Annotated in this window: 22 protein-coding genes and 1 pseudogene; 11 read left to right on the top strand and 12 right to left on the bottom strand. The window is 71.5% G+C overall.

What is annotated here, in order from left to right; translation table 11 throughout:
• The first annotated feature begins 93 nt into the window (after window positions 1-93).
• Window positions 94-1206 carry a hypothetical protein gene (locus AC6I72_RS00790; RefSeq protein ID WP_497998623.1) on the top strand — a complete coding sequence of 371 codons (1113 nt, stop codon included), beginning with the start codon at window positions 94-96 and terminating at the stop codon, window positions 1204-1206.
• Window positions 1207-1647: 441 nt separating this feature from the next.
• Window positions 1648-4248 carry a M4 family metallopeptidase gene (locus tag AC6I72_RS00785; protein ID WP_497998622.1) on the top strand — a complete coding sequence of 867 codons (2601 nt, stop codon included), beginning with the start codon at window positions 1648-1650 and terminating at the stop codon, window positions 4246-4248.
• Between the two features lie 567 nt (window positions 4249-4815).
• Here the strand turns inward: AC6I72_RS00785 and AC6I72_RS00780 are convergent.
• Together AC6I72_RS00780 and AC6I72_RS00775 are read right to left on the bottom strand one after the other, a co-directional pair.
• A complete protein-coding gene (locus AC6I72_RS00780; protein ID WP_497998620.1) occupies window positions 4816-5091 on the bottom strand; it encodes a DUF4190 domain-containing protein in 276 nt (91 codons plus the stop codon).
• On the bottom strand, window positions 5088-5258 hold the full coding sequence (locus AC6I72_RS00775) for a hypothetical protein (protein ID WP_366724757.1): 171 nt from the start codon (window positions 5256-5258) through the stop codon (window positions 5088-5090). Before AC6I72_RS00775 ends, AC6I72_RS00780 begins: the two co-directional genes overlap by 4 nt.
• A gap of 446 nt (window positions 5259-5704) precedes the next feature.
• On the opposite strand from AC6I72_RS00775, the gene AC6I72_RS00770 reads away from it, so the two are divergent.
• The 3 genes from AC6I72_RS00770 to AC6I72_RS00760 all read left to right on the top strand — a co-directional run bounded on the left by AC6I72_RS00770 (window position 5705) and on the right by AC6I72_RS00760 (window position 8730).
• Complete coding sequence (locus tag AC6I72_RS00770) at window positions 5705-6169, top strand: hypothetical protein (RefSeq protein WP_497998618.1); 465 nt, start codon at window positions 5705-5707, stop codon at window positions 6167-6169.
• Between the two features lie 221 nt (window positions 6170-6390).
• The gene (locus AC6I72_RS00765) at window positions 6391-7191 is read left to right on the top strand and encodes an aminoglycoside phosphotransferase family protein (RefSeq protein WP_497998616.1); all 801 of its coding nucleotides are present in this window, start codon (window positions 6391-6393) and stop codon (window positions 7189-7191) included.
• Window positions 7192-7503: 312 nt separating this feature from the next.
• Window positions 7504-8730: an MFS transporter gene (locus AC6I72_RS00760; protein WP_497998614.1), complete on the top strand. Its 1227-nt coding sequence runs from the start codon at window positions 7504-7506 to the stop codon at window positions 8728-8730.
• A 301-nt stretch (window positions 8731-9031) separates the two neighbouring features.
• On the opposite strand, the gene AC6I72_RS00755 is transcribed toward AC6I72_RS00760, so the two are convergent.
• Window positions 9032-9706, bottom strand: a complete 675-nt coding sequence (locus tag AC6I72_RS00755; RefSeq protein ID WP_497998612.1) for a TetR/AcrR family transcriptional regulator — start codon at window positions 9704-9706, stop codon at window positions 9032-9034.
• Between the two features lie 492 nt (window positions 9707-10198).
• Here AC6I72_RS00755 and AC6I72_RS00750 point away from each other — a divergent pair, with 492 nt between their 5' ends.
• The gene (locus tag AC6I72_RS00750; protein ID WP_497998610.1) at window positions 10199-10957 is read left to right on the top strand and encodes an SDR family NAD(P)-dependent oxidoreductase; all 759 of its coding nucleotides are present in this window, start codon (window positions 10199-10201) and stop codon (window positions 10955-10957) included.
• A 155-nt stretch (window positions 10958-11112) separates the two neighbouring features.
• Here AC6I72_RS00750 and AC6I72_RS00745 read toward each other — a convergent pair whose 3' ends face one another.
• On the bottom strand, window positions 11113-11481 hold the full coding sequence (locus AC6I72_RS00745) for a winged helix-turn-helix transcriptional regulator (RefSeq protein WP_497998608.1): 369 nt from the start codon (window positions 11479-11481) through the stop codon (window positions 11113-11115).
• Window positions 11482-11573: 92 nt separating this feature from the next.
• Between AC6I72_RS00745 and AC6I72_RS00740 the strand changes: the two genes are divergently transcribed.
• Window positions 11574-12413, top strand: coding sequence for an SDR family oxidoreductase (locus AC6I72_RS00740; RefSeq protein ID WP_497998606.1), 840 nt, complete (start codon window positions 11574-11576; stop codon window positions 12411-12413).
• 373 nt (window positions 12414-12786) lie between these two features.
• Window positions 12787-13203 carry a hypothetical protein gene (locus tag AC6I72_RS00735; protein WP_497998604.1) on the top strand — a complete coding sequence of 139 codons (417 nt, stop codon included), beginning with the start codon at window positions 12787-12789 and terminating at the stop codon, window positions 13201-13203.
• Here AC6I72_RS00735 and AC6I72_RS00730 read toward each other — a convergent pair.
• The gene (locus tag AC6I72_RS00730) at window positions 13163-13711 is read right to left on the bottom strand and encodes a phosphatase PAP2 family protein (protein ID WP_497998602.1); all 549 of its coding nucleotides are present in this window, start codon (window positions 13709-13711) and stop codon (window positions 13163-13165) included. The two genes, AC6I72_RS00735 and AC6I72_RS00730, sit on opposite strands and share 41 nt — an antisense overlap.
• 25 nt (window positions 13712-13736) lie before the next feature.
• On the opposite strand from AC6I72_RS00730, the pseudogene AC6I72_RS00725 reads away from it, so the two are divergent.
• From AC6I72_RS00725 to AC6I72_RS00715, 3 genes and pseudogenes are all read left to right on the top strand, one after another.
• A pseudogene (locus tag AC6I72_RS00725) lies at window positions 13737-13898 on the top strand (amino acid permease); the annotation flags it as partial.
• A 413-nt stretch (window positions 13899-14311) separates the two neighbouring features.
• Window positions 14312-15403, top strand: a complete 1092-nt coding sequence (gene ku, locus AC6I72_RS00720; protein WP_497998600.1) for a non-homologous end joining protein Ku — start codon at window positions 14312-14314, stop codon at window positions 15401-15403.
• 62 nt (window positions 15404-15465) lie between these two features.
• Window positions 15466-16614, top strand: a complete 1149-nt coding sequence (locus tag AC6I72_RS00715) for a PP2C family protein-serine/threonine phosphatase (RefSeq protein WP_497998598.1) — start codon at window positions 15466-15468, stop codon at window positions 16612-16614.
• Window positions 16615-16958: 344 nt separating this feature from the next.
• Here the strand turns inward: AC6I72_RS00715 and AC6I72_RS00710 are convergent, their stop codons facing one another.
• The 7 genes from AC6I72_RS00710 to AC6I72_RS00680 form a co-directional block, all read right to left on the bottom strand.
• A complete protein-coding gene (locus AC6I72_RS00710) occupies window positions 16959-18140 on the bottom strand; it encodes a carboxylate-amine ligase (protein WP_497998596.1) in 1182 nt (393 codons plus the stop codon).
• 260 nt (window positions 18141-18400) lie between these two features.
• Window positions 18401-18820 carry a hypothetical protein gene (locus AC6I72_RS00705; protein ID WP_497998594.1) on the bottom strand — a complete coding sequence of 140 codons (420 nt, stop codon included), beginning with the start codon at window positions 18818-18820 and terminating at the stop codon, window positions 18401-18403.
• 573 nt (window positions 18821-19393) lie between these two features.
• The gene (locus AC6I72_RS00700) at window positions 19394-19858 is read right to left on the bottom strand and encodes a cupin domain-containing protein (RefSeq protein ID WP_497998592.1); all 465 of its coding nucleotides are present in this window, start codon (window positions 19856-19858) and stop codon (window positions 19394-19396) included.
• A gap of 407 nt (window positions 19859-20265) precedes the next feature.
• Window positions 20266-20520, bottom strand: a complete 255-nt coding sequence (locus AC6I72_RS00695) for an MbtH family protein (RefSeq protein ID WP_497998590.1) — start codon at window positions 20518-20520, stop codon at window positions 20266-20268.
• 24 nt (window positions 20521-20544) lie between these two features.
• The gene (locus AC6I72_RS00690; protein WP_497998588.1) at window positions 20545-21519 is read right to left on the bottom strand and encodes a TauD/TfdA family dioxygenase; all 975 of its coding nucleotides are present in this window, start codon (window positions 21517-21519) and stop codon (window positions 20545-20547) included.
• On the bottom strand, window positions 21516-23252 hold the full coding sequence (locus AC6I72_RS00685; RefSeq protein WP_497998586.1) for a non-ribosomal peptide synthetase: 1737 nt from the start codon (window positions 23250-23252) through the stop codon (window positions 21516-21518). The genes AC6I72_RS00690 and AC6I72_RS00685 overlap by 4 nt, the downstream gene beginning before the upstream one ends.
• On the bottom strand, window positions 23249-24064 hold the full coding sequence (locus AC6I72_RS00680; protein WP_497998584.1) for a hypothetical protein: 816 nt from the start codon (window positions 24062-24064) through the stop codon (window positions 23249-23251). The genes AC6I72_RS00685 and AC6I72_RS00680 overlap by 4 nt, the downstream gene beginning before the upstream one ends.
• Between the last annotated feature and the right edge of the window lie 5 nt (window positions 24065-24069).

Genomic DNA, 24069 nt, shown 5'->3' with positions numbered 1-24069 from the left:
GGCCTGCGGCGGGAGGGAGAATGCCGGAGCCGGAGGGCTGGATCCGGCGGTGGGGGCGGGGTGTCGCCCGACGCCAGGACGAGGAGGCCGAGGGTGCTGACTGCGCTGGGACTGGCGGACGAGGAGGACGCGGTCTACCGCGTCCTCGTCGCGCATCCGGGGGTGCGGGCCGCCGAACTCACTCGGACACTGACTGCCGCGCCCGCCGACGCGACCCGGGCCGTCGCCTGGTCGGAGCACGGGGTGGCCGACGTGCTGCACCGGCTGGTCAGTACCGGCCTGGCCCTCGCCGACACCGCCTCCGGCGAGGAACCCCGCTACCGGGCCACGCCACCGGCCCTCGCCCTGGAGCCGCTGCTCTCCGCCCGGCGTGACGGCCTGCGGCAGGCCGAGAGACTCATAGCCTGGCTCACCGAGCAGTACCAGGAGGCCCAGAGCAGCCAGCCTGGGGCGCCCGTGGAGGTGGTGTCCGGACGGGAAGCGGTGCGCCACCGGTTCCTGCAACTGCAGCTCGCGGCGCACCACGAGGTCCTCGGCCTGATGATGCCGGTCAGCCGGCGGCGGAACGCCGTGGTACCGGTGGAGGAGAACGACGCCGAAGCCGAGGCCATGCGGCGCGGCGTGCGGTACCGGGTGGTCCTGGAACGGGCCTGGCTCGACGAGCCCGGGATCGGGGGCCTCGTGGAGGAGTCACTGCGGGCCGGGCAGGAACTCACCGTGGTGGACTCCGTGCCCGTACAACTGGCCATCGCGGACGGCAAGATCGCCATGGTCCGGCTCTCGCTCATGCCGGGCAGCCGCGATCCCGGAGCGCTGATCATCCATGAAACTGGGCTGCTGGAAGCCCTGGTGGCGCTCTTTCACGCCTACCGGGAGCGCGGCTGGCGGCTGGTCGGCCCCGAGCAGACAGGGCCCGTCCCGGATCCCGAGGCCGGGCCCGACGAGGTGGACCGGTCGATCCTGGGGCTGCTGCACGTGGGCCTGACGGACGTCAGTATCGCCCGGCAGCTCGGTCTCGGTCATCGCACGGTGCAGCGCAGGCTCAGTCGGCTGATGCAGCTGGCTGACGCCCGGACGCGCTTCCAGCTGGGCTGCCAGGCCGTGCGCGCGGGCTGGCTGAGCGGCGACGACGCCACGTCCGCACCGGCGCCGAACCCGGTGGCGGAGGACACCGGCTCACCGCAGCCGGCCGAGCCGCGTACCTGACGACCCCGGAGCGCGGTCAGCGCTCCCTCTCGACCCGGCACCGCGAAGCGGACGATCCGCGCGGAGGACCCACCGCGCCCCCGCACTCCTCGTCGAGCGGCCCTGCGGTGAACCCGCCTGCACTCTCCTCCACGAAAGGTGACAGCAGCGGCCCAACCGGTGCAGGTCCGGCACGACTTGGGGCGTGTTCGCGCCAAGGCGCATTCACGCCTGTGATGATCCCTTGTCCGCGGAACGCCTGATACCGAACCATCGAGCCACCGAACGCGCAGGACCACGGACTCTGCGTGTCGGTGCCGATCCACGTACCCGTGTGAGATGGGGAGAGTTCCTGTGTTCCCGAGAAGAACAAGACGGCTCCACCGATCCGTTGCCGCCGCAGTGGTGGTTGCGGCCGCGGTATCAGCGCTGCCGAGCGCGCCGGCCTGGGCCGAGGACGAGGTGTCTCTGCCCGCGAACGTCACGGCCGGCCGGACACCGGTCGCCCCGGCCATGACCGAGGGCCTGGACAAGACCGCCCGCGAGGGGACTCCCGCCGAGGCGGCCCGCGCGCACCTCAAGGCCCATCAGGACAAGTACAAGGTCCCGGTCTCCGACCTGCAGACCCTGAAGACCACCAGGACCGGCAGACAGTCCGCGGTCCGCTTCCAGCAGAAGCACAACGGCGTGCCGGTCCTCGGCGCCGAGTACGCGGTGCAGACGGAGCCGGCCGAGGGCGGCCAGAAGGTCACCTCCGCCACGGGCACCCTGTACACGGACCTCACCGTCTCCACCACCCCGAAGGTCACCGAGGCGACCGCCAGGCAGCGGATGTTCTCCCTGGACCCGCGCGTGGGCGCCGTCCGGGGCGCCCGGACTGCCGGCCACGGACTCGTCGTCCTGCCCAACTCCCACGGCGGCACACTGACCTGGCACTTCACCGTGACCGGTGCCCGGGGTGACGGCAGTCCCGTGCGCCAGGAGGTGTACGTCGACGCGAGCGTCGGCGGCATAGCCCTGTCCTACAACAACATCGACGCGGCCGACGCCGCCCCCGCGACGGGGACGGGCGTGCGCGTGGACGGCTCCGAGGTGCGGCTGAACGCCGATCACGCGGCGGACGGCTCGTACACCCTGGTCGATTCCACCCGCGACATGTACGCGCGGACCGGCGGCCAGATACGCACCTACGACGCGCAGCGCAAGAACTACACGCTCGTGGCGGGCGGCCCGGTCACCGACGACATCCCTCTGGTGAAGTCCGCCACCGACCGCTTCGACGGCGCGAACACCACCTCCGGCGCGGTCGACGCCCACGTCAATGCCGCCAAGGTCTACGAGTACCTCAAGGACCAGCTCGGTCGTGACGGCGTCGACGGCAAGGGCGGCAGCATCTACTCCGTCGTCAACGTCGCCAGCAGCGGCAAGGACTACGCCAACGCCTTCTGGGACGGCTCCAAGATGGTGTACGGCCACATGAACGGCGTGCCGCTGTCGGTGGGCCTGGACGTGGTCGGCCACGAGATGACACACGGCGTCACCGAGCACGCCGCCGGACTGGTCTACCTCAACCAGTCGGGCGCCCTCAACGAGGCGATCTCCGACTACTTCGGCAACGCCATGGAGACCGCCGACAAGGGCATCGCCATGAGCGACCCCACGTCCGGCCTCGTCGGCGAGTACCTCTGCAACGGCACCAAGCCGCTCGAGGACTGCGCCCTGCGCGACCTGAACGACGGCCGCAACGCGCAGAAGGACTACCTGCCCATCACGCTCGACATCGACAACGGCGGAGTGCACTCCAACTCCACCATCGTCGGCGGCGCGCTGTGGGACCTCCGCAAGAGCATCGACACCAAGCTCGCGGACCAGATCATCTACCGGGCCGCGGAGAACTACCTCACCCCGCTGTCCGGCTTCACCGACATGCGCAACGCGGTGACCCTCGCGGCGAAGTCCATGAAGGTCCCCGCCGCCGACCTCGCCGCGATCGACAAGGCCTTCGCCGCCCACGGCATCGAGCAGGGCTGGGAGAACAAGGGCGGCACGCACGACGCCACCACCATCGCCGGCAACGTCCTGCCCGCCTACGAGGTCTACGGCGGCGTCGACGAGCAGGCCGCCCAGATCAACGGCGACGTCTACGCCATCCCCCACGGCGATGCCATCGCCTGGGACCAGGGCAGCGCCGCCTTCGGCATCACCGTGGGCCGCTTCTCCAAGCACCCGCGGCACGAACTGGCCCAGAAGGACGCCTACCTGCTCGACCCGTCCCTCGACAACGACCGCATCGCCTTCACCCGGATCACCGCCGACGGCGTCGGCATCTACCGGGCCGGCGGCAAGGGCCAGGGCGAGATCAAGAAGCTGGTCGACGAGCCGGGCGTGGACGAGACCGAGCCGGTCACCGAGAACGGCGCCCTCGCCTACATCCGCACCACCCCCGACGGCGAGCAGGACGTCATGCTCCGCAAGGCGGACGGCACCACGGTCGACGTGACACCCGAGCCCGGCACCAAGGCATCCCACCTCGCCATGAAGAACGGCACGATCGCCTGGGCCGGCGGTGACGGCACGTACCTGTACGTCCACGACATCGCCACCGGCAGGACGCAGAACAAGCGCATCCCCGGCTTCCTGTTCAACTACCTCTCGGACATCCAGCTCACCTCCGGCCGGGTCTTCTACCGCATCACGGGCGGCTTCCTGTTCCCGTCCTCCACCATCGGTTCGGCGCCGGCCGACGACGTGACCCGGATGGCGACCCTGCGCTTCCCCACGAGTCTCTACGCCGCCCAGTTCTCGGTGAACGACAACTACCTGGCGTACTCGACGTACGACTTCTGGGGCGCCCTCGGCGCCTGGAGCGGCCCCACCAAGGTGCGGGTCGCCCGCACCTCCGACGTGCTGGCCGGGCTGAACACATTCAGCCGCGTCTCCTGCTCCTCCGGCTCGCAGCTGGCTCCGTCCCTCGGTGACGGCCAGCGCGTCGTCTGGCTGGACACCACCGCCGCCACGACGGACGTCGTGACCCGCTCGACGTTCGCGGGCACCTGCGAGTAAGAGCTGCGGACAGAAGTGGGCCCCAAAGCGGCACGGCATCCAGGGCGGCCACCGTCGAACGGTGGCCGCCCGTGCCCGTCCAGGTGCGGTCGGCCCCGCGGTGAGGCCGGTCATGACGGGAGAGCGGGCGGGCAGGGTGTCGTGGTCGCGCGGCGAGTGGCGGCGAAGGGGAGGTGAGCGCCCCGGGACGGTGAGCACCCCGGGGCGCCGGCGGACCGGGACGGACGCCGCCCGGGCCGCCCACCGGTTCACCGGCTGCACCTGCGACAGAGTCTTGCCGTCGTTGATGACCGCAGAACGTTCCGGGCGCCCCCGGCAACTGACTTGCAGGAGGCGGTCGTTGCGAGCACCGTCAGCGGCGGCACGCGCCCGGCCCCGCCGCCGAGCGCCCGAGGGGCCCGCAGAGACCGACGCGGAGCAGCCCGACGGGTCGAGGGGGGCGCGAGACAGGCCGTGGGCCGCGCCCCGCATCTGGAACCCCGGGCACCAGCGGCGCCCGGCACGCGACGCCCGGCACGCATGCTCGCGGTGGTGCCGGAAAGTCCTCGTGGTCTTGCTCGCTTCCCGTCAGCCGCCCCACACCGACCAGGGTGCCGAGCCGTGTACGGACGCCAGGATGCCCAGCACGGCCAGGTCGGCGATGCCCAGGCCCAGTCCGAGCAGGGCGCGGAAGCGGCGGGGCGTGCCCCGGCGGAGCGCGACGAGGGCCAGGACGATCGCGATCGGGCCCAGCAGGACGTTGAGGACGAGCAGTCCGACGAGGCCGAGCACGAAGGAGGCCACCGCCATGCCCTCGGTGTCCCGGCGGCCCGTCGCGTGGGAGGCAGGTGCGGTCAGCCTCATGCCCGGGCCCTCCTCGGGTCGTGCCGGCGCCTGCGTTCGCGCACGGTGAAGACCGCGAGCCAGACGAGAATGACCGCTGCGAGCACCAGAGTGACGGGCCACGGGAGATAGGCGGCCGCCCCCACCAGGAGCCCCAGCAGGAGCAGCGCGACGACCAGGAAGAGCATGCTCACCTCCCCCGGCGGGAGCGGCCGCACGACGGGTGCGGGCCCGGTGACGGTGAGTCCGATGTCTTCCTCGGCCGCTTGATCAACGCGTTCATGACACTCAAGTGCCCGCGAGACGCATCCTCACGCCGGTCACGGTGGCACGACCGGCCTGCCGAGTCGACGCGTCGAGCGCGGGACGCCACGGGGTGGCCGAGGAGCGTGCCGCACGGATCGGAAAGGCACGCCTGATGGCTCTGCGCCGCGCCGATCTCGACACCCGCTTCCCGGGACTCCTCGCCGCCGTGTTGGCCGAAGGCGGCCGATGAGTGCCGTATCCGCATCGCCCGCCGCCCTGCCGGTGAAAGAGGGCCCGGCATGCGCCGTTTCCAGGCCGTCCGGCAGCAGTGTGCTGTTCGGCGCGGACTCTGGGCCGGCGTGGAGGCCGGCGGCAAGGTGACACATGCGTGATCCATACTCTGTGTCGGCAGCGTCGGGAGGGCATGTACATGCGGCACAGCTGTGGGATCACACGAGCAGTCAAGCGAGCAGCGGCCGTTGTCGTTGCCGCTGTGCTGATGAATGGTTGTTCGTCGGACGATCCAGCGCAGGCCGAGGAGTGGCAGCGGGATTACTGCACCAAGCTGGGGTCCTGGCAGGACGCTGCACACGCCACAACAACCAGCGAGGCAGATGCCGATGCCGGTGAAGGGCAGAGTGCCCAGTCGCCCGACTTCGACAACACCGAATCGGCAGGACACGCGGTTATCGAGGCCTCGAAAAGGCTTGACCAGGCAGGCTTGGAACACGGTAACACCCACATCCTCGATGACACCGTCGACGCGGTCGGCGGCGACGTCGGGGCTGAGGGTCGTGCAGTGTCCTACTGCGACAGCTCAGGCTTCGAGACCTTGGTCAGTTCGGCTGGCTAGTGCTGTGCGCACAGGGGTTCGCCGGGTCTTGCTCAGGCCGCTACGACGACCACCGCCCCGGCGAAACCATGCGGTCAGAGCACAGGCTGCGCGTACACGAGTGTGTCCGTGACAGACGTCGGCCCGGGTGGCCATGGTCTGGTGTGTGGGCCTCGGGCGCTTGTCCGCGCTGAGTTCGCGGCCCGGCCCGCGCGGGGCGATCCGGCGGTAGCGTGATCCTCATGACGGCTGAAGACGAGGCGCTGGTCGGCGGGATGATGAACGCGGGAGCGGTCTTCCGCCGGGGGGAACTGGTGGAGCGTCCGGCACCGCTCAACGCGCCCGCCCTGCACGCCTATCTCCTGGCACTGCAGGAGCACGGCTTCGACGCTGCGCCGGCCCCTGTCGGTCTCACCGCTGACGGTCGCGAGCAGTTGACCTTCGTCCCGGGTGACGTGGCTCTGCCGCCGTACCCGGACTGGGCAATGACCGAGACCGCCCTTGGATCGGTGGGGAGCCTGCTGCGGCGCCTGCATGAGACCAGCGCGGCGGTGGCGGTCGACCTCCATGCCGAGTGGCCCCGGGATCTGGCCGATCCGGAGGGGGGAACGACGCTGTGCCACAACGACGTGTGCCCGGAGAACGTCGTCTTCCGCGACGGCCGTGCCGCCGCCCTGATCGATTTCGACCTGGCGGCCCCGGGTCGTCCCCTGTGGGACGTCGCCATGTGCGCCCGCTATTGGGTTCCGGTGCTGGATCCTGATTCCGCGGCCGCTGCCCATCCTTCGGCGCTCGACGCGCCTGCACGGCTGCGGATCCTTGCCGACGGCTATGGCCTCTCGGCGGGGGACCGCGCCGACTTGCCCAGTGTCATCGAACAGGCCACGGGGGTCTGCCGGGCCTTTGTCGCCCGCCGGGTGGCCGACGGTGACCCTCTCTATCTCCGGGCGTTGGCCGAGCGTGGTGGATGGGAGCGCTGGGACCGTGTGCAGACATGGCTGGCCGACCACCGCAAGGCGTTCACGGCCGCATTGCTGAACTGACCGGACCGGACGTTCGCCATGCGAAGCGGTCTACCAGCGCATGCCGAGGGCCGGCCTGTGCGCGCGGCTGTTCGGCGGTGAGCTTGTGGGTGCGGCGGCGGGTGTTGCCGATGACGGTGCCGAGTTTGACCTGTGTTCCGTCGGCAGTTTCCTGCCACGACCCCGTTACTCGGACCGGCCGTAGGGACGTGCACGAGCAGATTTGCGACACCACCCTTCCGGACAGCATTGATGTCGCAGACCTGCCAGCCTGTGCCCCGCTCCGCCTGCTGAACTGATCGTGCAACAGCACACCATCACAGGACGGAATCCATGGCTGCATCCACCACCGCCACCAGGCGCGACCCCGGCGGGGCCGATTCACCGTCCCGCTCCCCGGTGATCGGATGGCTGGCCGTCGTCGCGGTCATGCTGGGCATCTTCTCCATCGTCACCACAGAAATCCTCCCCATCGGACTTCTGACCAGGATCGGCGCCGACTTCACCGTCTCCGACGGCATGGCCGGACTGATGATGACCATGCCCGGCTTCCTCGCAGCGATCGCCGCCCCCGTCGTCACCGTCATGACCGCGCGGATCGACCGCCGCCTGATGCTGTGCGTCTTCATGGTCCTGCTCGCCGCGGCGAACTTCCTGGCAGCAGCAGCCCCCGACTACTGGCTGGTCCTGGTCTCCCGCGTCCTGGTCGGCATCGTGATCGGCGGCTTCTGGTCCATCGGTGCCTCACTGGCCGAACGCCTGGTACCCGCCGAATCCGTCGGCCGGGCCACAGCAGTGATCTTCTCCGCAGTGCCCTTGGGCTCCGTACTCGGCGTGCCGGCCGGCACACTCATTGGCGACCTGGCCGGATGGCGCACCGCATTCATCGCCATGGGCGGCCTCACCGTCGCCGTCCTGATCATGCTGCTGATCGTCACGCCGCCACTGCCACCTCACCGGACCACCCGCCTGCGCGTGCTGCGCGGCATGCTCAGCAGCGTTGCCACCCGATTCGCCCTGCTCCTGACGGTTCTGGTCGTGCTGGCGCACTTCGGCGCGTACACCTACGTCACACCGTTCCTCGAGCAGGTCACCGACGTCAGCTCGGGGCTCATCACCGTTTTCCTGCTCGTCTACGGAGCCGCGGGCATCCTCGGCAACTTCCTGGGCGGCTCCCTGGTCGTGCGCCACCCCCGGGCCACCTTCGCCACCGCCGCCGGCGGGATTGCCGCCGCCACCTTGCTCCTGCCCGTTGTGGGTGATGGGAAGGCGGGAACGATCGCCCTCCTCATCGTCTGGGGCGTGGCATACGGGGCAGTCCCTGTCTGTTCCCAGACGTGGTTCGTCAAGGCGAGCCCCGACACCCCCGAAGCTGCTTCCGTCATGTTCACCGCGTCGTTCCAGGCCACGATCTCCCTGGGCGCTCTGACCGGTGGACTCGTCGTCGACGCCGGCTCACCCTCGACGGTCATGACCCTGGGCGGCATGACAGCCGCCCTCACGGTCATTGCCGCAGGGGTCCACTACGCCCGACGCCTGACATGGCCGGACACCGCCTGACCCGCCCCGGCCTTCCCGAAGACTTGGCCCACCCGGGCCGTGCCGTAGGGCAAACGGTCCGAACGGCCGGTTGCGGACTCGGCTCCCCGGACCCCGGCCCTTGCCCCTCGATCCTGGAGACGCGGCACGCGGCTTCGGCCGGCGTGGCGTAGTTGATGTCGTTCGGCGTGCTCGCTCGCGGCGAGCGGGCTGCGATGGCGGTTCCGCGTAGTCGAGGGGCAGTCGCCCGTTCCGCCGGCAGGGGCGTGACAGTGCTCGGCTCTCGCCCCTGGTGCCTGCGGCAGAGGGGAGGGGAGCGTGGTCATTCCTCTGCCCTGGCGAGAGTGCCCACGATGAGGGTGGTCAGCATCTCCTCCAGGGTGGTGGTGAAGTCCATCCGCAGGACGGCGAGGGAGGGATCGGATTCATAGGCGGCGAGCATGGCGGCAGAGGGCCGGGCATGGGTCCATACCGCGCCGCTCACCATGACGGCCTGGGCGCAGAGCTGATCGGCGTGGCCGCCGAGTTCGGGGAGGTGCCGGCGGGCGAGGGCGGCCAGAGCGGCGACGTTGTCGAGGGCCGCTCGTTTGTTGCGGGCGGCCACGTCCGCTGAGACGTTGTGTTCCAGGACGCCCGCCTGGGCGCTGAGCAGGTCGCACAGCACCCGGTGCTGCGCCAGGGAGCGGGCCAGGACTGCGGCGAACTCCTGACCGCGCCGGGTCGGCGGGGCGTCGGGGGTGAGTGAGAGGGCGAGCTGTTCGGGAAGGGCGGCGGTCCACTGCCGCCAGTCGCGGTCGAGCAGTTCCAGCAGGACGGCTTCGCGTGACTCGAAGTAGCGCAGCACGTTGGACTTCGCCAGGCCCACGCGCCGGCTCAGTTCGTTCAGGCTGAGTGCCCCCACGGACATCTCCTCGAGCATCGCCGCCGCGGTGTCGAGGATCGCCCGCCGCCGGATCTCGCGCTGTTCCTCGCTGCGCGCTCGCTGGAAGGTCGTCATGCCCCCATGTTACAGACTGCCGGTCTTTTGAAATCGGACCGTCAGTAGTCCTCAGATGGGGGAGGCCGGCGGCTTCTGGGGCGGAGCACTCCATCCGTGAGCACCGCCGCCTCCCTGACGTCGATTGACAGATGTCTCCGCAGACACCGCCGAGCATCATCGTCCGCACCGTCGCCTTCCTCGGCGTCACATGACGGAGGCCCCCAGCGGTCCCCGTTGGACACTCATCGGGTCAGCAGTCCTGCTTCTCTCCCCTCTCGCGGACGCGTCGGCGGGCATCGCCGCTGCGGCATCGAGGATCGCCCGCCAGTGGGTCTCGCGCCCTTCGCCGCGTACTCGCTGAGAGGTCGTCACCTCTTGTTACAGACCGTCGGTCTTTTGACATCAGACCGCCAGTCTCTTAGTCTCGAACGCAAGAGACCGGCGGTCTCCTAAAGGGACTACAGCGCACCGCCGGCCGTGCCCACTCGTACAAGGAAGAGGTCCGCCGTCATGAGCGTCTCCCGCATCGCCCTGGTCACCGGAGCCACCACCGGCATCGGCAAGGAGGCCAGCCTGGCCCTGGCCCGCGCCGGCCACGCCGTCGTCGTCTCCGGCCGGCGCAAGGAAGCGGGCGAAGCCGTCGTCCGCGAGATCCGCGGCAACGGCGGCCGAGCCGCATTCATCGCCGCCGACGTCGACTCCGAAGAGTCCGTCGCCGCCCTGGTCGCGGCCACCGTCGAGCGCTTCGGCCGCCTCGATGTCGCGGTCAACAACGCCGGAGTCTCCCTCGACACCGGTCGCATGGCCGACGAGCCCACCAGCCGCTTCCAGCAGATGCTCACCACGAACGTGCTCGGCGTCTTCTGGGGCATGAAGTACCAGATCCAGCAGATGCTGGCCCAGGACAACCCCGGTGGCGCCATCGTCAACCTTGCCTCGATCGCGGGCCTGGGCGGCATCCGCTACGCGGCCAACTACTCCGCGACCAAGCACGCCGTGGTCGGCCTGACCAAGTCCGCCGCCCTGGAGTACGCCACCGACGGCATCCGCATCAACGGGGTCGCCCCCGGCTCGATCAAGACCGACATCCTCAGCACCGCCATCGAGGCCGGCACGTGGGACGAGGCCGCCATCGCCGCCCTCCAGCCGGTCAACCGGATAGGCCGCCCCACCGAGGTCGCCGAAGCCATCACCTGGCTCGCCTCCCCGGCCGCGTCCTTCGTCACCGGAACCATCCTCAACGTCGACGGCGGCTACAAGGCCCAGTAGAACGTCCTATGGCACCGCAGACCCGGAAGTCCCCCTGGCAAGGGGGGCCGGCCGGCGATATCCGGCTTCCTCGTCCAGCCGGGGGAGGGCGCTTCTTCCTCGCGGGCCGCACGGCCGGGGAGAGTGACGAGTGAACACTTCAGGTGGGCGGCGCGTCACGGACTGTGCGGCGGCAGCCGCTGTGTGATCCGGTTGAACAGATCCGTCAGCGGCTCGCTGACGTACCGACCGAACTCGGTCAGTCCGTAGGTGACCTGGGGCGGCGTCGTCGGCTCCACCTCCCGCCGGACCAGACCGTCCTGGACCAGCGCGCGCAAGGTCTGGGTGAGCATTTTCTCGCTGATGCCCTGGATGCTGTTGCGCAGCTCGTAGAACCGGAGGTCGTTGCTCCGCAAGGCGATCAGCACCCAGATACCCCACCTGCTGGTCACGTGGTCGACCATGTCGCGCGCGGGGCAGTCAGTGTGAAACACCTCATACCGATTGCCCGCCTCGGCCTGCGTCAACTGCGCACCTTCCTTCATGTTGGGAGCTTACCTCTGGGTATGTCCTTACGAAAAGTAACAACGGCTCCTAGTGTCGATCAGCGCAGTTCACAACGGACCAGGAGTTGAACATGATCGTGGTGACCGGAGCCACCGGGAATGTGGGCCGACCTTTGACGCAGGCCCTGGCTGACGCGGGTGAGCAGGTGACGGCGGTGTCGCGGCACACGGGGGCGATGCCGGGCGGGGTCCGGCATGTGGCGGCCGACCTGGCCGAGCCGTCAAGCCTCACACCCGCCCTGGACGGGGCGAAGGCGCTGTTCCTCCTGCTGTCCGGCGACCTGCACGCCTCCGAAGCCAGGCCGTCCGACATCATCGCCCTGGCCGCGGCCAGTGGGGTCCGCCGACTCGTCCTGCTGTCTTCGCAGGGCGTGGCGACCAGGCCGCTCGGCCCGTCACGGGTCGCGATGCGCGCGGTGGAGGACACGCTGCGGAGGTCCGGCCTGGACTGGGCCGTCCTGCGACCGGGCGGCTTCGCGTCCAACGCCCTGGCCTGGGCGGAGTCCGTCCGCACGCAAAAGACGGTCGCAGCGTCCTTCGGCGATGTCGGGGTGCCGGTCGTCGACCCGGCGGACATCGCCGAGGTCGCGGCGGCCTGCCTGCTGGACGACCGCCACACCGGCAAGGTCTACGAGCTGACCGGCCCGGAGGTGATCACGCCACGCCGGCAGGCGGAGACGATCGCCGCCGCGCTCGGCTCGCCCGTAGCGTTCCACGAACTCACCCGCGACGAAGCCAAGGCCATGATGACCCGGTTCGTACCGGCGGAACTCGCCGACGACACCTTGGACATCACCTCCGCCCCGAACCCGGCCGAACTGCGGATCAGTCCGGACGTGGAACGAGTCCTCGGCCGCGCCCCGCGTCCCTTCGACAGCTGGGTCGCCCGCAACGTCGCTGCTTTCCGCTGAGGCGCGACCCGACTGAAGCATCCTGGCGACCTCGTGCAGCTCCGGCCGCGCGAGGCCTCGTCCACCGACGTCTGCGTCTGTACCACGCATGGTGGTAGCGGAACGCGCTGAGAGCTGCGAACAGAAGTGGGCCCCGGCGGCCGGCGCCCGGCACGCGCCCTCGCCGCGTTGCCGGAAGGCCCTGGTAGCTCCGCCACGAGGACCTTCCGTCGCCTTGCGATCGCACGCACCGGACACCGCCCGCTGACCGGACCCCGCTGTTGTTCGCAGCTCTGACAGCAACGGCAGCAGATCGCCCTGTCGGAGACGCCGCGCGGGGAACGGCTGGCGCTGCCGGAGCGGTTCATCGAGGTGTCGGCAGAGCCCGAACGCTGTGCCTGCGCGGGCAGGGGCATTCTTCGTCTTCGCGGCGCCGGAGCTGTCGTACGACCGCCACGATCCCGAACAGCAGAAGCGTCTGATCTCCGATGCGTTCTCCGGACTCGGCCGGGAGGTGCCCCGCCTGCTCCTCGCGCTGCACCAGGCCCCCGACCTGTACTTCGACCCGATCAGTCGGGTGGACGTGGCTACCTGGTCCACCGGGCGCGTGTGCCTCGTCGGTGACGCCGCCTGCGGGGCCACCATCGGCGGCATGGGCACGGGAAGCGCGGTCGTCGCCGCGTACGTCCTGGCCGGCGAAAGTCGAGGAGGAATCGGCCGCGGCTTGGAGACAGTCACCTCTGGCCGGGACGGGACCCGTCCCGGTCCTGTCACCGCCATCTGCGCAGTGCCTGCTCCGGCAGGTGCCTGACCAGCCACGCGCTGACGAGACCGAGAGCGGCACCGGCGGCGACGTCACTGGGGTAGTGGGCACCGGACTGCACCCGCTCCACGGCCACCAGGGCGGCCGGTACCGCGCAGACCGTCCCGGCCAGCGGCCACGAGGGGGCGACCGCTGCGGTGAACGCCACCGCAGCCGCGGTGTGCCCTGAGGGGAACGACGGCGAATCGGGGCGGTCCTCGACCTCGTCGTGCGGGATCCATTCCTTGGGCGGCCGCGGCCTGTCAGTCACCTGCTTGCACACACCGTTGGACACCAGTTGGGCCAAGGCCAGAGCCGTCACACCCGCTAGCGCTCCCTTACGACGCTCCCGTCCGCCAACCCAGACCATCACCACGGCGGCACCGCACCACAACTTGCTGCCTTCCGCGGCTTCCTCCACCGCCGACAGCGTGCGGTGAAGGGCGGGCTCCCGCCAGGAGGCCATCCGCTTGGTCAGACGGCGGTCCATCTCGCGCACTGCGGTCAGCAACCTCATGACCTGCTGGTATCCCGCTCTCACCAGATCACGCACGGCCGTCCCCGTCCTCGGAGCAGTGTCCTGCGTGGTGCTTGCCACACAGGTGGAGGCCGAGGTGTGGCTTCGCGGGCTGGGTGTCATCGCGGTCGGCGTGGTTCTGGGGGCCGTCGCCACCGTGCACCGCCGAAGCCGGTCCTCGTCCTGAGCGAGGGCCACCGGGCCACGGCGGCGGCCATTTTCCACGGCGCCCTCACGGGCCGCGAAACCCGCCAGACCTGATCGACGAGCCGCCGCTCCGCCGTACCGCCCCCCTTCCGCCGCTGCGGTGGCTCAGCTCGCCGGCCCTGCGGCGAGTGCCGTCGACCAGGCTGCGACCACGTGCCGCCGCGCGCCTTCTCACCGCCGGCGACGAGGGCATTCGCGGGGTGTGGCCCCGGCTCCTGAAGCCGTACCCGCGCGACGCCCCCATGGGGAGGGTCCCGGGCGCCGGCGCCTGCCGTCGGAGGTCGTTCGGGTGCCTGGCGTGCCGCCTCGGCGGGCGGGGGCCGGGCCGTGGTGCGAGCGTGGAAGGCAACAGGCCAAGCACAGGAGCTGGCACGGACGGGATGGAGCACGGCGATGGCTCGGGCGATCTGGACAGGAGTGATCACGTTCGGCCTCGTCACGGTCCCCGTCGGCCTCTACACCGCGACCGGGGACCACACCCTCCACTTCCACCAGCTGCAGCGCGGCACCTCGGACCGGATCCGCAACAAGCGGGTGAACGAACGCACCGGCGACGAGGTCGGCACCGACGACATCGTCAAGGGCTACGAACTCGGCGAGGGCCAGTACGTCGTGGTCGAACCCGACGAACTCGACGACATCGCCCCGGGCCGCTCGCGGACCGTCGACATCACCGACTTCGTCGACCTCGACCGGATCGAGCCGGTGTACTTCGACCGCACCTACTACATCGCCCCCCGCGGCAAGGAATACACCGAGGTCTACGAGCTGCTGCGCGCCGCCCTGGCGGAGGCGCGCAAGGTCGGCATCGCCACCTTCGTCATGCGCAACAAGCAGTACCTGACCGCGCTGCGCGCCGAGGACGAGGTACTGGTCCTGCAGACACTGCACTGGGCGGACGAGGTCCGTGATCCGGGCCAGGAGCTGCCGGAGCTGCCCTCGGCCCGGGCGGGGCGCGGCAAGCAGCTGGACATGGCACTGCAACTGGTCGACGCGCTCAGCTCCGACTGGGAGCCGTCCCGCTACCACGACACCTATCAGGAGAAGGTCCGCGAGCTGGTCGAGGCCAAGGCTGAGGGCCAGGAGATCGCCGTGGCGGAGGAACCGCCGGAGGCGACCAATGTGATCGACCTGATGAAGGTACTCGAAGGCAGCCTCCAGGCCGCCCGCTCCGGCCGCGGCGGCAAGGAGCCCGCTGCCGGGGAAAGGGCCGCGCCCGGTGAGGCGGCGTCCACCCGGTCCTCGGCGACAGACACGGCGGCGAAGACGCGGGCGCGGAAGGCTCCGCCGAAGAAGGCCGGGGCGGCTGTGCAGGCCCGCGGCCAGGGTGCGGGCGGCAGGAGCGAGTTGCGGAAGCTGAGCAAGGCGGAGCTGTACCAGCGGGCGACCGATCTGGACATGCCGGGCCGGTCGAAGATGAGCCGCGAGCAGCTCATCGACGCACTGGCCGGCAGCAGGCGTCGCCGTAAGAAGACAGCGGCCTGACAGCCGGCGGTGGCCGCCCCACGACCGTGGTGGCCCCGCGAGGAGTTCCTGCGGCAGCGGGGATGCGCGGGCCGACGGGGCTTCGTCCGGGTCGGCTGCTACGGCCCGGCGGGTGGCCTCCGCGATCCGCCCGGGACTGCCGGCCGCCCCCGCACTGCGGGGCAGAGCGTCGCCGTTACGGGCACGGTCCGGGAGATGCTGGAGAGCCGGGTCCCGCGGCCTTTCCGCTTCCCGGCCACCGGGCGGCGGTTCCCCGCCGGCCTGCTCCCGGCCGTCACCGAGCGCTGGCTGGTCGCCGCGGGCGCCACGAGCCTGACCCTCGTCCCGCTGGTCGTCGACGGCATCGTTCTCGGCTACGCCGCCACGAGCACCAACGGCGACACCCCGGTGCCCGGCCCCGACGACGTGGAACTGCTGCGCAAGGTCCTCCACCTCGCACAACGGCCCATCCACCGCGTCCTCGACCTCCAGCGCGCCCGCCGCATCGCCCTGCGCCTGCAGCGCGCCCATCTCATCGAGCCACCGACCGTGCCCGGCGCGTCCCTGGCCGCCTGCTACCAGCCGGCCAGCTCGGCCAACGAGATCGGCGGAGACTGGTACGACGCCATCGTCCACTCCGACGGCACCCTGGCCCTCGACATCGAGGACGTCGCCGCCACAACCTTACCGCGGCGACCGCCATGGGCCAGTTGCGCAGTATGTGCCGCGGCCTCGCCTGGAACATGGGCCCCGGCTGCGAGCCCGGGACCGTGCTGGCCATGCTCGACGACGCCGCGGACGGACTGGCCATCGCCTCGTTCGCCGCCGCCGTCCACACCCACCTCCGGCGGCGGCCCGACGGCACCTGGCGGATGGCCTGGTCCAACGCCGGACACCCACCGCCCCTGCTCGTCCCCGCCCGGGGGATGCCCCACTTCCTCACCGGCACAGGTGAGGACCCCCCGCTGTGTGTCGACCCCAGAACCCGCCGCACCACCCACACCCGAGCCCTCGCCCCCGGGGACACCCTCCTGTACTACACCGACGGCCTCATCGAAACTCCCAACTCCTCCCTCGACGAGGGGCAGCAGTGCCTCCTGCGAGCCGCCCCCCACCACCGCGGCGAACCTCTTCCCGAGCTGCTCGGCAACCTGCAGAACCTCTCCGACGCCCGCGACGACATCGCCCTGATCGCCTTCCGCGCCGACCCGGGCCGAGGTCCTGCCCCCTAACCACGAGGCGGTCGTCCGGGCAGAGCGGCACCGGCGGCCCCGCCTCCGCCCGCGACGATCCGGATCTGTGCCCTCCGGTTCGGTGAGTGACGCCGACAGCCAAGAGGGCTTGGCTGTCGGGCCTCGACGGGGGACGGTGAGCAGGCGGTGGAAGCTTTCGATGCCGCAGGTTCGCCGACGGGCCGTCCGTCTGCTTACATCCGGGCGTGCTCGCGCTCGTGAGCGCACAGCGCGCCGGTGGCGGCGACGTCGGTACGGGCGGTCGGTGCCTCGGCCGCCGGCACGTGTCGGACGGGGGAGCGGCGGGACTGAGCCAGGCGCGCAACGGGACCGGATCGACTTGTTCAGTGAGCCTGCGGGGGGCAGGTGGCGTGGATGACGTGGTCGACGACGTCGTGGAGGCTGGAGCGGTGGCGGTAGGCGGCGCGCTGCCGGTCGGCTCCGTTTCCCCGGGTGCGCAGCCGGTTCCAGTGGGCGCGTACGAGGTCGAGGTCGCCGTGGCGGTGCAGGGCGGGGGAGATGGCGCGCAGCAGGTGCTCGGTCTGCGTGGTCTGAGGGAGCAGCCGGCGGGTGACGGCGTCGAGGGCGTGTCCGCTCAGACCGTCGCGTGCTGCCCGCCAGCAGGCCGCGCGCAGCATCTCGGGGGCGGGCCGGGGTGCCGGATCCCCGGCGCGGACGGCGGTGAGGGCGGTGGCGGTGAGGGCGCGGACGACGGCGGCGAGCAGGACGGTGTCCTCGGGGGTGAGGCCTGCGTCGGCGACGCGTACCTCGATGGTGGGCAGGTGGTGGGAGGGGCGGATGTCCCAGTAGAGGCCGCCGCGGTCCATGACGGTCCCCGTGCCGATGAGTTCTTCCACCAGGTCCCGGAAATGGGCGGGGGACTCGAAGTAGGGCGGTGGGCCGGCCACCGGCCACCGCCCCCAGGTGGTGGTGCGCCAGCTCGCGTAGCCGGTGTCGCGACCCGCCCAGTACGGCGAGTTCGCGGTGAGCGCGGTCAGCGTGGGCAGCCAGGGCCGCAGGTGGTTGCTCACTTCGATCGCTTCACGAGGATCGGCCACGCCGACGTGTACGTGGCACGCGCACGCGCTCTGCTCGTCGTCCAGCGCGCGGAAGAGGGACAGGCTTTCCGCGTAGCGCGGGCCCGGCGTGAGGGGCACGGGGGTGACCAGGCCGAGGATGGGGGATCCGCTGGAGGCGATGCGCAGGCCGCGGCCTGCGGCCGCGCGTGCCAGGACCGCCCGCGTTGCGCGCAGCTCCTCGGCTGCCTCGCTCAGGCGGGTGTGCGGCTCGGTACGGCCTTCGATCTGGTAGCGGGTCAGTTCGGTGCCGACGCGGTGGCCGAGCTGACCGGCGGCCGTGGCGGCGACTTGCGGGCCCTGGGGACTGACGGTTCGGGTGACGGGATCGACGAGGAGGAACTCCTCCTCCACCCCCACCGTCAGTGGAGCGGTCACCCCCACCGGGGCGGCGGGTCGGACGGCGGGGGCGTCGTCCGGCGGTGATTGCTGCTGCGGCTGACTGGTCATGGTGGTGCACTGTGGCAGAGGACGCTGCCCGACACGAGGCGAAACGGCGTACTCGTCCGGTTCGGGACCGAGTGAGCGAGCGCACGCCCGCGTGCACCCGGCAGACTGGGCACCTCCCCCCAGGCCCGGGGTCGGACTGCTCGCGGAGCCGGTCAAGGGCAACGGGGTCAGGGATGATGCGCCGGCACGCACGGCCTTCCAGGCAGGTCACGGTGCGTAGAGCACCCCGTGATCACGGGTACCTTGCCCAGCGTCGCCGGTCACATGAGCGCCGCGGCCTCGCCTGCCACCCAGGTCTGCCAGACATGACGGGTGTTCGGCAGGTCAGGGCGGTCGAGAAGCCAGAGCACATACCCGGCATGGCACCGGGCCCAGGGACTGTCCGAATCGGCTGCCCGATCGAGCCTGTCCCGTAGGTCAGCGCTGTCGACTGCCCGGGCGACGCGCACGTATGCGCGGTCCTTGCAGCGATACGCCCGGTGGACGACGATCTCGACCAGGTCGGTGAGCTTCGCCCTGACCGCCTCGTCCCGGCGAGCACGGGCCACCTCGCGGATCAGGCTCTGCTTCGTCCCCCACGCCTTCGCATGCCGCGTCCACTCCAGCGGGTACCTCGCCTCCCACTCCAGGAAGAGCAACGCATAGGGCAGCCCCGGCCACGCCGCCAGGTCCCCGTCCACGGGAGCACCCCACACCCCGTCGGGCAGCGAACGCCTCCGAGCTTCCTCATGCCTCCGGCGCGCCTGCAGGAAGGCCGGCTCCCGGTACTGCTCGTCCGCCCCGAGGGGCCGCGTCAGCAGCCACGTCTCCCTGGACCGGGCGAGCGCGTCCGTGACCTCCCTCCGGGCCTCCGCCAGACGGACGAGAGCCGCATCTCTCGCAGCGGGGTCCTCCGCTATGAGCCCGAACGCCCAACCCAGTCGCTCAGCCCATGCACCGGCGTCGTCCGCATCTGCACCTGCCTCTCCAGCCACGTACGGGATCATCCCTCATCAGGGCAGAAGGCTCGCTCCACCCGGCACTTGCGGAGGAGACGCCGGGCTCCGGGGCGCGACGGACATGACAGTTCACCGGCCCGGTGATCCTGTGCGGGGCTTCACGGCCCGGTCCGCCGCCTCGGCCGTTCGGAGAGGCGGCCAGGGCGTAGGGCGTAGCTGCCCTGCCGGTTGTCGGTGCGGGCCGGCAGCAGGGCTGCCGTTGTCCTCCCGTACCCGGGAGCCGCGCGAGCGGGACCGCGCCCGCCGCTGCCCTCATCAGGGGGCGTGGCCGTCGACGGGGGCGGTGGCGTACCGGCTGGAGATGCGGCGGTCGAGCTGCTCGTCGAGTTCCTCGCCCCGGGCGAGGGCGTCGCGCAGGTCACGGAAATACTGCACGAACAGGTCAGGGGTGAAGGTGGCCAGGAAGGAGGCCGGTTCGTCACCCGGGTTGGCGAAGGTGTGCGGCGCGTCGGTGGGCGCGAGGACCAGGGTCCCGGGCGGCGCGTCCCATGTGCGGTCGCCGGTGGTGAAGCGAACCGTGCCGGACAGGACGTAGAAGCCCTCGTCGTGCCCGGCGTGGCGGTGCAGGGGCGGCCCGCCGCTGCGCGGTGCGAGGGTCGCCTCGCACAACGCGAGCCGGTGTCCGGTCCTGCCGCCGTCCTCCAGGACGCGGATCCGGATCGGCCCCAGCTCGATGACCTCTCCCTCGCCCGGCCGTACGATCGATACTTCCTGTGCCATGCGCTCACGCTACGGCCCGGTGGCCCGCCGACGGGGTGGACGCCACGAGGCGGGCCGCACCCGTACGCCCGAAGTTCAGCCGGTCGGTCCACCCGGCGGCCGGACGGTGGGCGAGCCCGGTCCTGCCCACCGCGAGCGGCCCGAGAACGGCTGTCCAGCTGTCGCTGGCGAACCCGCCCAGCCGCGGACGCCGAGCCGGCCGGGTACGCGCGGGGGTGGCGAACCGGTCACGCCGCCGGTGCGGTCGAGGCATCCGCCGCAGCGGCCCGCCGGGCGACGGGAGGCCACGCGGAACGCATCCCCCCGCACGGCATCGCCGGCCGAGCCGCGGACCGTCTGACGGGTCCCGCGTTCACAGCAGAGCTGGCCGCCGGCGTCCTCCCGTGGGTGCCCCGGCGACCGTGGCCCTACTGCTCAGGTGCAGCGGCACCGGACACAGGGGTGTCCCGGTCGGCCCCGTCCAGGGCCGCGGCCAGGCTCCGGGGGCGCATGTCCGTCCACGTCTGTTCGATGTGGTCCAGGCAGGCGCGGTGACTGTCCGGGCCGTGCACGACGCTCCACCCGGCGGGGACGGCGAAGTCGTCCGGCCACAGCGAGTACTGGCCCTCCTCGTTGCGCAGCACGAGGAAGGTGCCGTCCTCGTCGTCGAAGGGGTTGCTCATGGAGGTCCTCCAGGGACGGTCGGGTCAGGTCATCGCGACGAGTATGCGGCGCTCGCCGGTGAAGGGCTCGCGGCCGTGTGCCATCCGCATGTTGCTGACGAGCATGATGTCGCCCTGCCGCCAGGGCAGCGCGAGCGAGGCACGGTCGTAGGCGGCGCGGACGGCCGCCAGATCGGCGTCGGGGATCGGACTGCCGTCACCGAGCAGGGCGTTGCGGGGCAGACCGTCCTCGCCGTATGTCTCCAGGAGCACTTCGCGCAGGTCCGGTTCCAGGCTGGACAGGTGGAACAGGTGCGCCTGGTTGAACCACACCTCGGCCCCGGTGCCCGGGTCGACGGCGGTGGCCGGGCGGTGGTGGCGGGTGTGCAGGACGTCGCCGTCCCAGGAGAACTCCTGGCCGTGCGTGCGGCAGTGGCGTTCGACGTCGGCGCGGTCCTCGGTCTGGAACGCCTCCTGCCAGCTCAGTCCCATGTCAGCGCGGAACGTACGGGTGTAGACGACCCCCTTGGCGAACCGCTCCCTGACCCCGGCCGGGATCAGGTCGAGGACGACGCGGCTGTCGGCGATGGGCGTGGCGCCGCCGGAGCCCGGCGCGGTGTGGCAGAAGAAGTACACCGTGGACGGCCAACTGGCCGCGTACGAACTCTCGTTGTGCATCGGGATGGGCTGGTCGGCAGGGTACTCGGTCGAGGTGTAGATGTTTCCCTTGACCGCCCTGCGCGGGGTGGACCGCTCGGTGTAGCGCAGCAGGTCGCCGCCGACGGACCCGACCACGTCGTGGAAGCCGTCGATGCCGTCGCCGTCGGCGCGAAGGCCGTGCAGCAGGATCAGTCCGTCGGTGGCGAGACGCTCGCGCAGTTGCGGGCCGTGGGAGCGCACCCAGTCGGGGCCCGCGTCGCCGAGCGGCCCCAGGTCGTATTCGGCGCCGGTGGTGAGTCCCTCACCGCGGGGCCGGGGGGAGATCCCGCCGAGGGGAGTGAGCGTTACTGGCCAGGTCACTTGGGCGCTCCTTCGGCGATGAGCGGGGCGGCGTCCGGCTGGGCCGCGAGGATGCGTCGCACGGTCCGTTCGCGCAGGACGGTGGTGAGTTCGAGGCGGATCCCGGCCCTGCGGGCACCGGCGACCAGCTTCAGCGCGGTGATGCTGCTCCCGCCGGCTGCCACGAAGTCGGCGTCGGCATCGATCTCCGGGACACCCAGGCACTGCGCCAGCAGCTCGCACAGCACGGTCTCGGCCGGGCTGCGGGCGCCCGACGCCACGTCCGGCGCAGGGGGTTCGGGCAGCGCCGCACGGTCGAGTTTCCCGCTGGGGGAGAGCGGCAGTGCGGGTACCGTGACGAACGCCGACGGCACCATGTACGGCGGCAGCTTCTCGGCCGCGTGCCGGGCCAGCGCGGCGGCGTCGGGCGAGGCGCCGGGGCCCGGAGCCACGTAGGCGACGAGCCGACGGGCGTCCGCCCGGCCGACCGCGGCGACCGCGCAGTCCCTCACGCCCGCGTGGCCGCGGAGCACGGCCTCGACCTCGCCGGGCTCGATCCGGTACCCGGAGACCTTCAGCTGCTCGTCCGCGCGTCCGAGGTACTCGAGGTCGCCGTCGGGGCGTTCGCGCACCAGGTCGCCGGTCCGGTACATCCGGGAGCCGTCGGCGGCGAACGGGTCCGGCACGAAGCGTTCGTCGGTCAGTTCCGCGCGCCCGAGGTAACCGCGCGCCAACTGCTGTCCGGCTATGTGCAGTTCACCCACGGCGCCCGCGGCGACGCGTTCGCCCTGCGCGTCGAGCACGTACAGGCGTGTGCCCGTGAACGCCCGCCCGATGGGGACGGCACCGGGACCCACGGCGTCGCCGGGGCGCAGGACGTGTGCGCAGCAGCCGACGGTCGCCTCGGTGGGCCCGTACTCGTTGACGACCGTGACGTCGGGGTGCGCGGCGCGCCAGTGCCCGAGCGCGGAGCCGGTCAGCGCCTCGCCGCCGATCACGAGCTGCCCGGTGGGCAGGCAGGAGTCCGGGAGCAGGCTCAGCAGGGGCAGGTGCGACGGGGTGATCTTGAGGAAGGTGGGGCGTGCCGCGTCGGCGGGCGGCGGCTGTTCGCCGGATGCGATCGCCTTGAGGTCCAGGACGTGGATCGCGCCGCCGCTCACGAGCGGGCCCCACAGGCTGGTCACCGCCATGTCGAACGACACCGAGGAGTGCAGCACCGTCCGTCCGGCCAACCCGTCGTAGCGCGCGCGGGCCTGCGCCAGATAGGTGCCGAGCGCGCCCTGCCCGACCAGCACGCCTTTGGGCCGGCCGCTGGAGCCGGAGGTGTAGATCACGTAGGCCGGATCACCGGCCCTCACGGGAGCCGCGTCGAACGGGCGGGCGGGCGCCGACGCCTCGTCCGGGGTGAGGGTGCGTCCGTCGTCCGAGGGGCGCTCGGCCAGCAGCAGCGCGGCGGCGCAGTCGTCGAGGATGTGCCGCTGCCGGTCCTGCGGGTCGTCGTCGGCCAGCGGTACATAGCCCGCCCCCGTCAGCGTGACCGCGAGGAGCGCGGCGACCAGTTCGGGGCCGCGCGCCAGGCGCACCGCCACCAGCGTGCCGGGGCCCGCGCCGCGTGCGGCCAGCGTCCGGGCGATGCGCCCGGCATGCCGTTCCAGTTCGCGGTACGTCCATACTCTGCCGCCGTGGACGACGGCTTCGGCGTCGGGGGTCCGGGCGGCCTGGTCGAGGAAGGCGTCGCGCAGGGCCAGGGTCATCGGCTCGCCTCGTGTTCGTGAAGGAGCGCGGCCAGCGCGTCGGCGACCTGCGGGGAGTTCAGCAGGTCGGCGCGGGCGACGTCGAAGCCGTGCTCGGTGTCGGTGAAGCCGGCGCCCCGGTGCTCACGGGAGGTGAGCGAGGTGGCGGTGCGCCACTGCGGGGCGGGCGGCACGTCGAGCGCCGCCGTCAGATAGGCCAGGTAGGAGTCGAGGATGGCGGCCAGTTCGGCGCCGAGGGAGGCGTCCACCCCGAGCCGTTCGCAGAGCAGGTCGCAGCCCTTGCGGTACAGGGCGGCGTACTGCTCGGCGACCGGGACCAGTGCGTCGGGAGCGTGCGCCTGCTGGATCGCGGTCATCTCGGCCAGCAGACCGGCGCGCTCCTCGTCCGTGAGGACGTCCATGCCGGCGACGAGGCCGCGGAAATCACGGGTGAGCGTGGCGACGCCGGGTGCGCCCGGGTTGAACAGCACGACCTGCGGCCGGCGGCCGTCCCGTTCGCCGAGGACGTCGGCGAGGGCCGAGGCGAAAACGCCGCCGGCGCAGTAGCCGACGACGGCCCGCGCCGGCTGCCCCGCCAGGACCGTGTCGAGCCCTTCCGTCCACCAGCGCAGATAGCCGGCGCCGGTGGCGGCGGACCAGTCGCCGTCCGGGGTGGGCGCGACCGCGTGCCAGACCTCGACCGGGTCGGGGAGCAGGTCGCACAGGTGGCTGAAGGTGGCCTCCTGGCGGCCCGTTCCGTAGAAGTCGACGGCGAGCACGACGGGTGCGTCCCCTGTGCGTATGCGCGACCAGTTCGCCGCGTTCTCGGACACGATCG

This window comes from Streptomyces sp. Xyl84 (genome assembly GCF_059731885.1).
Note: the sequence above shows the minus strand (reverse complement) of the source record. Positions and strands in the feature narration are given on the sequence as shown.